General features: G+C 54.2%; 10 protein-coding genes. 3 read left to right on the forward strand and 7 right to left on the reverse strand.

All coding sequences use genetic code 11. The annotated features are described in order from the left end of the window. Positions 1 to 238 precede the first annotated feature (238 nt). Positions 239 to 1,063: a hypothetical protein gene (locus ACMV5I_RS10540; RefSeq protein ID WP_284122252.1), complete on the forward strand. Its 825-nt coding sequence runs from the start codon at positions 239 to 241 to the stop codon at positions 1,061 to 1,063. Here the strand turns inward: ACMV5I_RS10540 and rseC are convergent. From rseC to rpoE, 4 genes are read right to left on the reverse strand one after another with little or no spacing between them, the layout of a single operon-like run. After that, positions 1,060 to 1,536 carry a SoxR-reducing system protein RseC gene (gene rseC / locus ACMV5I_RS10545; protein ID WP_021807684.1) on the reverse strand — a complete coding sequence of 159 codons (477 nt, stop codon included), beginning with the start codon at positions 1,534 to 1,536 and terminating at the stop codon, positions 1,060 to 1,062. The two genes, ACMV5I_RS10540 and rseC, sit on opposite strands and share 4 nt — an antisense overlap. Beyond that, on the reverse strand, positions 1,533 to 2,492 hold the full coding sequence (gene rseB, locus ACMV5I_RS10550) for a sigma-E factor regulatory protein RseB (protein WP_141132793.1): 960 nt from the start codon (positions 2,490 to 2,492) through the stop codon (positions 1,533 to 1,535). The genes rseC and rseB overlap by 4 nt, the downstream gene beginning before the upstream one ends. Beyond that, positions 2,492 to 3,145: an anti-sigma-E factor RseA gene (gene rseA, locus ACMV5I_RS10555; RefSeq protein ID WP_024485799.1), complete on the reverse strand. Its 654-nt coding sequence runs from the start codon at positions 3,143 to 3,145 to the stop codon at positions 2,492 to 2,494. Before rseA ends, rseB begins: the two co-directional genes overlap by 1 nt. 30 nt (positions 3,146 to 3,175) lie before the next feature. Beyond that, positions 3,176 to 3,751: an RNA polymerase sigma factor RpoE gene (gene rpoE, locus ACMV5I_RS10560; protein ID WP_012146382.1), complete on the reverse strand. Its 576-nt coding sequence runs from the start codon at positions 3,749 to 3,751 to the stop codon at positions 3,176 to 3,178. 213 nt (positions 3,752 to 3,964) lie between these two features. Between rpoE and nadB the strand changes: the two genes are divergently transcribed. After that, entirely contained in the window at positions 3,965 to 5,566 is a 1,602-nt protein-coding gene (gene nadB, locus ACMV5I_RS10565; RefSeq protein ID WP_414824281.1) for an L-aspartate oxidase, read from the forward strand. Between the two features lie 4 nt (positions 5,567 to 5,570). Here the strand turns inward: nadB and trmN are convergent, their stop codons facing one another. Further along, on the reverse strand, positions 5,571 to 6,350 hold the full coding sequence (gene trmN / locus ACMV5I_RS10570; RefSeq protein WP_414824282.1) for a tRNA(1)(Val) (adenine(37)-N(6))-methyltransferase TrmN: 780 nt from the start codon (positions 6,348 to 6,350) through the stop codon (positions 5,571 to 5,573). Between the two features lie 87 nt (positions 6,351 to 6,437). On the opposite strand from trmN, the gene srmB reads away from it, so the two are divergent. Continuing rightward, complete coding sequence (gene srmB, locus ACMV5I_RS10575; RefSeq protein WP_024485802.1) at positions 6,438 to 7,754, forward strand: ATP-dependent RNA helicase SrmB; 1,317 nt, start codon at positions 6,438 to 6,440, stop codon at positions 7,752 to 7,754. Between the two features lie 50 nt (positions 7,755 to 7,804). Here the strand turns inward: srmB and ACMV5I_RS10580 are convergent, their stop codons facing one another. Both ACMV5I_RS10580 and ACMV5I_RS10585 read right to left on the reverse strand, forming a co-directional pair. Beyond that, positions 7,805 to 8,560, reverse strand: coding sequence for an ankyrin repeat domain-containing protein (locus tag ACMV5I_RS10580; protein ID WP_414824283.1), 756 nt, complete (start codon positions 8,558 to 8,560; stop codon positions 7,805 to 7,807). Next, positions 8,553 to 9,515 carry a phospholipase gene (locus tag ACMV5I_RS10585; RefSeq protein WP_414824284.1) on the reverse strand — a complete coding sequence of 321 codons (963 nt, stop codon included), beginning with the start codon at positions 9,513 to 9,515 and terminating at the stop codon, positions 8,553 to 8,555. The genes ACMV5I_RS10580 and ACMV5I_RS10585 overlap by 8 nt, the downstream gene beginning before the upstream one ends. Positions 9,516 to 9,797 lie beyond the last annotated feature (282 nt).

Genomic DNA, 9,797 nt, shown 5'->3' on the forward strand with positions numbered 1-9,797 from the left:
TATTACGCGATTACGCAATAAACCCAATCTTAATTGTTTAATAAATAATATTTTTATCAATAACTTACAGTTAAACCACAACGCAACCGCTTTAGGATAAACCTGATATACGCTCCTTTGCCCCTCGGTTACAAGTGGCAAGAACTTTGGATAAAAACAGACTTCAGGGCACTACGACATCGGCAAGCCCACCAGAGTTCACCAGCATCTCCTCTGAACATTGATTGGAAGGTTTATCATGATCGATAAAGGGCAAATGCTGAGCCGGCACGATTTTTCCAAGGTCAACTGGGGCATTTTGGCAGCGGTAACTCTGCTGTTCACTCTCGGTGCGGCGCTGTTGTTAATGCCGTTATTGAGCAACATGGAAGATCCTCACGTTCTGGCCTTACTGCAAGCCGGCACGGCAACCATTCTGTTAGGCACTACGTTGTTGGCATTGCGTCATTATCTGCGACCAATGCTGACCTATCGCCTGTATGAGCACGGCGTACGCGTGCTGGATCACCACAGTCATAAAGAACGGTTTATTGCGTTTGAAAAGATTGCCGATATCTACCATTCTCACGGTAGCAGGCTGTTTGGCGGGCTAAACGACAGTATGGCGTTTCGTACCTCGGAGGCGGCGTTCTGGTACAGCATCAAGAGCAATATCTCTCACTCCCGGCAGCTGATTGAAACCCTGATCCAGCAACAGATCCAGCAGCGTGGACCACTGGCATTAAATTCGCTTTATCAGGGGGAAATATTGACCTTCGGCTATCTCATTAGCGGTAGGGGCTGGCTTGGTTCGTGGCAAGAGCAACCGACTCAAACATTACGGCTTAGCGCTACGACGGTGAGTTCCGCCCAGGCTCAGATTCAGATCGAAAAGATCCACCGGCTGGAAAACAATAAGCAGCGTGGCACCCTTCGTTTGCTGGATCTACAAGGCAATGAGCTGTTTTCGCTGGGTTATGACTCGCTGTTCAGCGCCGATCTGTTTATTGCGCTGATGGAGCATATGATCAACAACCGCATCCCCGCCTATAACAACCCGGCGATGACGCGGCCGCCGTATTAGATCGGGGATTCGGTTTCGGTATTCAACCGCAAGGCACCGGGCGGCAAACCGATTTGCAGCACCACGGGTTGATAATTGGCCTGTTCGCCGAGGCGTTTTGCCAAGGCGCGTGCGATCAGGAAAGCGAGGCCGCCCCCTAAAATCCCACCGAGTGCCGCCGCGGCGTCACTGCCCAACCACCATTGCAGCAGGCCACCACCTAGCATCATGCCTAATAACGGGGTTAGATAGACCAGCATCGCCGAGCGCAACAGGCTGCCTTCGGCGATACCGACTTCAACGCGCTGCCCGGGTTCCAGAGGCTGGGCAATTGCCACCTGCAGGTGATGTTCACTTTCAGGCACCAGTTCGTCGAATGCGCGAGCACCACAGCCAGAGCGCGCGGTGCAGCTGCCGCAGCCAGCTTTAGGCTCACAACGCAGCTGTGCCACGCCCTGTTGCCACGAGATGACCGTAGCCCACTCTTTCATCATTTCGGCGCTACCTTGAAAGTAATGCTGTCGGCAATGCGTTTCGCCGTTGAAGGAGGTAATTCCCCAACCACGGTAATTTCATTGCCATTACGAATTTCGGTTTGGATGGTGCGGCGGCCCTGACGATAAAACTGTTGGCTGGTATTGCTGCCCGAAGGGCTGATGTTAACCGAGAAGCTGAACAAGCCATCGCTATAAAGCCGCGATTCAACCGGCACCGCCACATTCGGTAACTTGCGGCGATTACGCGCCACCTCGTTAACGCCAGCGGGCAACCAACCAGCATTCCAGGTCAGCTTAACGTCTTCAGCCGCGGGTAAGGTCAATAGCGGTGGCAGATTGGCCTTGAGCAAAGGTTGCATGACGTTTTTCACCTGATCGCCCACCACGACCGAGATGACCCGATACTGTTCCAGCGTTTCGCCATCGCGATCGAGCAAATCGACCCGTAGCGGCAACTTGGTCTCCATATCCATCCAGACCACATAGCTGTAACGGGAGCCGTCACGAGCCACGACGCGGTAAACGTCACAAGGCCGATCGGAAATGCGGGTGCGACCAACGGAGATAAAGTCGTAGTATTTCGCCAGATAATCGAAATCGGCAAATACGATGGCGGGCAAAGCGTCGACGATGTGATCGCCAGACAGCGTGAACGGTTCCAGACCAGGCTCAAAGTAGCTGATCCCACCGCCACGTTGCAGCACTTCCCGACGAGGGCCGTCCATATGCAGCAACTGCCCAAGGGGCTGCTTATCGATCACCGCGTGGCGATAGCGTAACGACTCTATCCCCTGCTTGCTGATGCTGATATAGGCGAGTTCATAATTGAGTGAACGGCTGGCACTGCTCATTTGTTGCAATAACGCCCCGGACGCAGGTTCCTGCGCCGAGGCTATATTTGAATTGAGCAGGCCGCCCGTTAAAAGACAAACGGAGAACCAGATTTGCTTCATTACTGCTGTTGCATTCCTAAAGACTGAGTTCCAGGAACCTGAACTGCGGCCTGCTGTGGCCTGCTTTGTTCAAGTTGCAGCTGATCGGAGTGCAAACGGCGTTGCAGCTCATAATCCTGCAGCATGGCATTGATACGCTTACGCTGTTCCTGCACCTGCTGCTGTTGACCGCTGCCGGTTGAGAAACTGTCTGCCGGGACGCCCAGGCTGACCGGGGAAGCTTGCCCCATGATGGGTAACGTATTGAACGCTGGTGCTTCAGCCGCGCCTGATTGGGCAGTTGGCTGATTGTACTGTTGCACACCCACGATCACTGCCAGAGAGACACAAGCAGCAACGCCGACTTGAGTTAGCTGACTAGCCCAAGGACGAACCTTGTGCCAGAACGGCAGTTTACCCCAGGTGTGAGGTTGCGGTTGAGATTCGGGGATTGCCGAAGGAACCAGACGAGCGGGCTCTTTTTCCAATGCGGCAGCAACACGGTCTGCGATATCGAAATGCATGACTTGCCCGACATCACCCCGTAACGTGTCACGGATTAGGTGATAGCTCTGCCAGCTTTGTTGAAGCGCCCGATCTTTACTCAATGAACTCAGCAGCTCATTGTCGAGCATTTCACCATCCATCAGAGCGGAAAGCTTTTCTTTCTGCATGCCTAAGTACCCTTCCAGTGTCCGCTATCGCTAACGTTGGATCAGCGGTTGAACTTTATTATCGATAGCCTCCCGAGCACGGAAAATACGTGACCGTACGGTTCCGACCGGGCAATCCATGATGGCGGCTATCTCTTCGTAGCTTAGACCATCCAACTCCCGCAGGGTAATCGCCATGCGAAGATCCTCTGGGAGTGACTCAATGGTACGGAAAACTATCTGTCTCAGTTCTTCTGACAACATTAAGTTCTCAGGGTTCGAAATTTCTTTCAGTGCACCCGCACTTTCGTAATTTTCGGCATCATTGGCATCCACATCGCTTGACGGTGGGCGCCGGCCCTGAGCAACCAGATAATTTTTTGCTGTATTGACAGCAATTCGATACAACCAGGTGTAAAAGGCGCTATCGCCACGGAACGACTCCAGTGCGCGATAAGCTTTAATAAACGACTCCTGCACCACATCCGGCACGTCGCCCTGTGGTACGTAGCGCGAAACGAGACTCGCCACTTTATGCTGGTAACGAATTACCAGTAAGTTAAACGATTTCTGATCGCCCTTCTGGACCCGCTCAACCAGAACCTGATCCGTTAACTGCTCGCTCATCCGAGGTAAATTCTCCCCAAATCTATCTCCACGCGTGAAATTGTACCGCCAGCCATACATTATTTTCCTGAGCAAGCACTCGCTTGGAGTTCATACGGAACGCTAAGTTCCATACCGCCATTGTTTTTTTGTTGATGTCACCTTGTCCGTGGCTTTTGCCCGGACAAGTAGGCTAACATGAATTTCACTCTTCTTCTGCACACATCATACGTTATGCAACCATCATCTGAACATGTTAGCGATGTATTGATCGTCGGTAGCGGTGCTGCTGGCCTCTCCCTGGCGTTGCGCTTGGCGCAACATTGCAAGGTTACTGTACTCAGCAAAGGTCCGCTCAATGAAGGCGCCACCTTTTATGCCCAAGGCGGGATCGCCGCGGTGTTTGATGAAACGGACAGCATCGCCTCACACGTTGATGACACGCTGATCGCCGGAGCCGGCCTGTGTGACAAAGACGCCGTCGAGTTTATTGCCGGCAATGCACGCCACTGCGTACAGTGGCTGATCGATCAGGGCGTGCTGTTCGACACCGAAACCAATTCCCAAGGTGAAGAACGCTATCACCTGACGCGGGAAGGCGGACACAGCCATCGGCGCATCCTGCACGCCGCCGACGCCACTGGCAAAGAAGTAGAGACTACCCTGGTAGCGAAAGCAAGTGCTCACCCCAACATTTGCGTGATGGAACGCCGCAATGCGGTCGACCTGATCACCTCCAACAAGATCGGCTTGCCAGGCACCAAGCGCGTAGTGGGCGCTTACGTCTGGAACCGTGAGCGGGAGCAGGTGGAAACCTATCGTGCCAAAACGGTGGTGTTAGCCACCGGCGGAGCGGCCAAGGTTTATCAATATACCACCAACCCGGATATCTCTTCGGGCGACGGCATCGCCATGGCCTGGCGCGCTGGCTGCCGGGTGGCCAACCTGGAGTTCAACCAGTTCCACCCAACCTGCCTGTTCCACCCGCAGGCACGTAACTTCCTGTTGACCGAAGCGCTGCGCGGCGAAGGTGCCCACCTGAAACGCCCGGACGGCAGCCGCTTTATGCCAGACTTTGATCCCCGTGGTGAGCTGGCTCCACGCGATATCGTCGCCCGCGCGATTGACCATGAGATGAAACGCCTGGGTGCCGACTGCATGTATCTGGATATCAGCCACAAACCGGCGGAATTCATCACTCAACACTTCCCGATGATCCACGAAAAGCTGATGACGCTGGGCTTTGACCTGACACAACAGCCGATCCCGATCGTCCCTGCGGCGCATTACACCTGTGGCGGCGTGATGGTCGATCAGCATGGCAGCACCGATCTGGATGGCCTGTATGCGATTGGCGAAGTAAGCTACACCGGCCTGCACGGGGCCAATCGCATGGCGTCCAACTCACTGCTGGAATGCCTGGTTTATGGCTGGTCCGCCGCCGAAGATATTCTGACGCGCCTGCCTGCCATCAAGCTGGCCAAACAGTTGCCGCAGTGGGATGAAAGCCGGGTGGATGATTCGGATGAACGCGTGGTGATCCAGCATAACTGGCACGAACTGCGGCTGTTTATGTGGGACTACGTCGGGATCGTGCGCACCACCAAACGTCTGGAGCGGGCGCTACGCCGCATCAATACGTTGCAGCAGGAGATCGACGAGTATTACGCCAACTTCCGCATCTCCAACAATCTGCTGGAGCTACGTAATCTGGTGCAGGTGGCGGAACTGATTGTCCGCAGTGCGATGGAGCGCAAGGAAAGCCGTGGACTGCATTACACGCTGGATTACCCGGATATGTTGCCGGAGCCAAAACCCACCATTCTGCAACCCTGAGGTTTCAGTAGTTCAGATAGAAATCGGTAATCAACTGGCGGAAGTCGGTGGTGTAGCTGCCATCCGCCAGTTTTATTGCCAACTCCGCCTCTTCTTTCGCCACCGGTTTACGCGCTAATGCCAGCATCAAGCGGTGCTTTGGCGTCTCGGCCCGGTCGCTGATGTTCAGCCGCCGTGCGGTGTGCCAGCCACGTTGGTGGGCATTCACTTCAAAAGCTTCGCCAATCTCGTAAGGCAGCACTACGCAGAACTGCCCCTCCGCCGTTATCAATCGTTCGGCGCTATCCAGCAAGGCGTCATGAGTCAGGGTTTCGGTATAACGGGCGTTGGTGCGGGCCAGATCGCGACAGGCGACGGAAGGCTCAAAATACGGTGGATTGCTGACGATCAGATCGTAACAATGGGCATGCTGCTGGGCAAAATGATGAATATCCTGGCTGTGCACCTGGATCTTCTGCGGCCAAGGTGACTCCAACACGTTATCACGTGCCTGCAAGGCGGCGGCGTTATCCAGCTCAACCGCATCGATGGTGACCTCGCTAGCCGTGCGCTGCGCCAACATCAGGGCGATCAGCCCACTGCCGCAGCCAATATCCAGCACCCGCTGCACGTTATCCACGGCAGTCCAGGCGCCGAGCATAACCGCATCGGTACCCACCTTCATCGCACAACGATCGTGGCCGACAAAGAACTGTTTAAAGGTAAAACCGCCGCGCCGCGGGGTCGATTTAGTTTTAATTTGATTACTCACAATGGCCACCAGCAGACAAAACTGGCGTAGCATAAGGCAAACTGATCTAGGGTAAAAGTTAAAAAGGGTGAACCCTGCGGCCATCCCGTCTATAATCGGCGCCCCAAGTAGAGGTAGATAATGACAGCAACCAATTTTTCCGAACTCGAACTCGATGAGCGCCTGATCCTCGCTTTGCGTGATAAAGGCTACGATCGCCCCACCGCTATCCAGGCCGAGGCGATCCCGCCAGCCATGGACGGGCGCGACGTATTAGGTTCGGCGCCGACCGGCACGGGCAAAACCGCCGCATTCTTGCTGCCGGTTCTGCAACATCTGCTGGATTTCCCACGCAAGAAGTCTGGCCCACCGCGCGTACTGATCCTCACCCCGACGCGTGAGCTGGCAATGCAGGTGGCCGATCAGGCTCGTGAATTGGCTGCGCATACCTCGCTGGATATCGCCACCATCACCGGCGGCGTGGCGTATATGAACCACGCCGAAGTCTTTAGTGAAAACCAGGACGTGGTGGTTGCTACCACCGGCCGCCTGCTGCAATACATCAAAGAAGAAAACTTTGACTGCCGCGCGGTAGAAACGCTGATCCTGGACGAAGCCGACCGCATGCTCGATATGGGCTTTGCGCAAGACATCGAAACCATCTCGGCCGAAACCCGCTGGCGTACCCAGACGTTGCTGTTCTCCGCAACGCTGGAAGGTGAAGCCATCCGCGAGTTTGCCGAGCGCATCCTGAAGGAGCCGGTTGAGGTTGAAGCCGATCCATCACGTCGCGAACGTAAAAAAATCCTGCAATGGTATTACCGCGCCGATGACGTGAAGCATAAAACCGCCCTGCTGGTGCATCTGTTGCAACAGCCAGACGTGCAGAAGTCAGTGATCTTTGTGCGTAAGCGTGAGCGCGTGCATGAGCTGGCCGCCTGGCTGCGTGAAGCGGGCATCAATACCTGCTATCTCGAAGGGGAAATGGTGCAGGCCAAGCGTAACGAAGCGGTAAAACGCATGATGGATGGCCGCGTCAACGTGCTGGTCGCCACCGACGTTGCAGCGCGCGGGCTGGATATCCTGGATATCACCCACGTGTTCAACTTCGATATGCCGCGCACTGCCGATACCTATCTGCACCGCATTGGCCGTACTGGCCGTGCCGGGCGCAAAGGCACCGCCATTTCACTGGTAGAAGCGCACGACCATCTGCTGCTGGGTAAAGTGGGGCGTTACCTCAATGAGCCACTGAAAGCCCGTGTGATCGACGAACTGCGTCCGTCCACCAAGGTACCTAGCGAGAAGAGCAACGGTAAACCTTCGAAGAAGGTGCTGGCCAAACGCATCGAAGACAAGCTGAAGAACAAAGAGAAGGCCAAGGTGAAGGTACGCCACCGCGACGCGAAAAACGTCGGTAAGCGCCGCCAGCCAAAAGCCAAACCAGACGCACAATAATCTCTTTGCCATCAAAAAACCGCCATCACTTTGAAGGCGGTTTTTTTTTTTCAAGGCTGAGTATAGTGCCCGGCCAATTGCTGACTTTTGAGCCAGCTCTCCAATTGACGGTACTGCTCACGCAACTCGCTATTCTGCAAATGCACTGGCGTCTGGGCAAAGTAATACTGGAACGTTCTCCCTTGCTGATTTTGTGCCTTGGCATCAGCCCCCGTTTGTAACAGGAGCAGCGCCAACTGTGGTGCGTTGATTTTTGCGGCCAGGTGCAAGGGCGTATCCCCTACTCTGTCACTCAATGTACTATCAGCCCCAGCATTCAACAGCATACGCACCTGCTCCTCCCGCCCCGCCAGCACGGCAGCGGCTAATGGCGTAGCACCAGTGACCAGATTACGCATATTAACCTGGGGAGCCTGTTGCAATAACAAGCGTAAATATTGCGCATCCTTAACCATCGCCGCCGTATGCAATACCCCGTTGCCCTCCATACCAGGTTGCCCAATATCTGCCCCCGCCTGTATCAATGCCTGTACACTGCCTGGCCTCTGCTGCAGAATCGCCCATTGCAACAGTGTGATCTGCAAATCTCCCCGCACATGTTGCCGTTCAGCTGTTGCTTGCTGGCTAATTTGCCAAACATCATCCTGAGCCACCGCCTGTGATAAAGACAGGATATCGGTACCCGCAAATGGCGAATTTTGCTGTTCCATATAGTGCTCCTTGGCTACCATCAATAACCCAGCGATCCCAAACAGGGGCAAAACGAGAGCCGCTATCCAGCAGCCTCTGCACCACCTTTTAGGCATTCGCCTTGATCTCCCATGGCTTCTGTTCCGCCATTGAACTGATTACTTTATCGATGCCATGTGCCGTCATGCTGCGATCGAAATATTTGCTCGGCCGCCAAGCATCAGTGCCGCTCAGAGTCTCATTGTTGGCAATGGTTATTTTATGCCCGATAGCATCTGGAAGCAGAGAGGTCGACTCCTGCGTCCCCGTCAACATATCGTATTGTTCACTGTAACGACGGATCCCGCCAGATTCTGCATCTTGCTTTGCCGCAGCCGGATTAATACCGAAACGGTTCAGAGTATGATCGGAAACCCCAGCGGCGTTGAATGTTACCGCCAGAGAACCGGTTGCCAACGCCGCCGTTGCTGCCAACCCTCCCCCCAACGAATGGCCGGTGATCACTAAGCCGTCACCAAACGCCGCTTTGGCATTTTTGGCAATCGCCACGGCATGATTGTACTGCACATCGTCGTACCCCGTAGCCTGACGCACATTGCTCAGCCAATCGCGCATATCATTAGTACCAGCGAAAGCCAGCACATAGTGCTGCTTATTCGAATAAATACCCGCCTGTAACCCAGAGGCTGTATCCAATAAACTTGCGGGGTCAATGCCAACACTCAGCAAATCGTTATCACTCATGCGCGAAAAGCCCTCTGCACCCTGCCCCGTGAGGTTGTAGACATCCTTGGCCAATAGTGCCAAAGAGTAATCGTCCTGCTGAGACTCTTGCCCACGAGACATCTCCAGCCTTGGGGCCAAAGGTACCGCAGCAGAGAGATCGCGAGTCAGTGAATTCAACAGGTTTTGTGCATTACGACTATTTTCAGAGGGGAGCGACACAGCAACTTTTGTCACCTGTGGCTCGTCGGTTTGGACTGGTTTTATTGCGTCTTGAAGCGGGAGTGACGAAGCAGATGCAGCGGTGATGGGCGTCATCGTCGAGATGAAACTCAAAGGCAAACTCATAAAGACTCCTTATCCATAGACAGCCCCAAATGGAACTGATTTAGCTATCGGCGAGTCATACGAGTTCTGTAATGAGAATGATTATTTTTTGCGGGTAATGTGATCAAAATCTATTTTCTGCCGTGAAGGCATTAAAAAAGGGAGCCGAAGCTCCCTTCAGATTGATGACAAAGTCCTGGCCGTGAGGCCAGGACTTTGATCTAATAAGGTCAGTGCAAAAAACGGACTGACTGCCATGCTCAAAGAACCTTCTCCCCATCAGTACCAGTTTGAAACCATTAC

The sequence above is a fragment of the Serratia sp. T13T92 genome, assembly GCF_047530105.1.
Classification (GTDB): domain Bacteria; phylum Pseudomonadota; class Gammaproteobacteria; order Enterobacterales; family Enterobacteriaceae; genus Chania; species Chania fonticola.

What these genes read in the sequence shown, in the direction of transcription:
- ACMV5I_RS10580 (WP_414824283.1), bottom strand. Translation starts at nt 8,560, where the DNA reads ATGCCTAAAAGGTGGTGCAGAGGCTGCTGGATAGCGGCTCTCGTTTTG.
- rpoE (WP_012146382.1), bottom strand. Translation starts at nt 3,751, where the DNA reads ATGAGCGAGCAGTTAACGGATCAGGTTCTGGTTGAGCGGGTCCAGAAG.
- ACMV5I_RS10540 (WP_284122252.1), top strand. Translation starts at nt 239, where the DNA reads ATGATCGATAAAGGGCAAATGCTGAGCCGGCACGATTTTTCCAAGGTC.
- srmB (WP_024485802.1), top strand. Translation starts at nt 6,438, where the DNA reads ATGACAGCAACCAATTTTTCCGAACTCGAACTCGATGAGCGCCTGATC.
- trmN (WP_414824282.1), bottom strand. Translation starts at nt 6,350, where the DNA reads ATGCTACGCCAGTTTTGTCTGCTGGTGGCCATTGTGAGTAATCAAATT.
- rseB (WP_141132793.1), bottom strand. Translation starts at nt 2,492, where the DNA reads ATGAAGCAAATCTGGTTCTCCGTTTGTCTTTTAACGGGCGGCCTGCTC.
- rseC (WP_021807684.1), bottom strand. Translation starts at nt 1,536, where the DNA reads ATGATGAAAGAGTGGGCTACGGTCATCTCGTGGCAACAGGGCGTGGCA.
- ACMV5I_RS10585 (WP_414824284.1), bottom strand. Translation starts at nt 9,515, where the DNA reads ATGAGTTTGCCTTTGAGTTTCATCTCGACGATGACGCCCATCACCGCT.
- rseA (WP_024485799.1), bottom strand. Translation starts at nt 3,145, where the DNA reads ATGCAGAAAGAAAAGCTTTCCGCTCTGATGGATGGTGAAATGCTCGAC.
- nadB (WP_414824281.1), top strand. Translation starts at nt 3,965, where the DNA reads ATGCAACCATCATCTGAACATGTTAGCGATGTATTGATCGTCGGTAGC.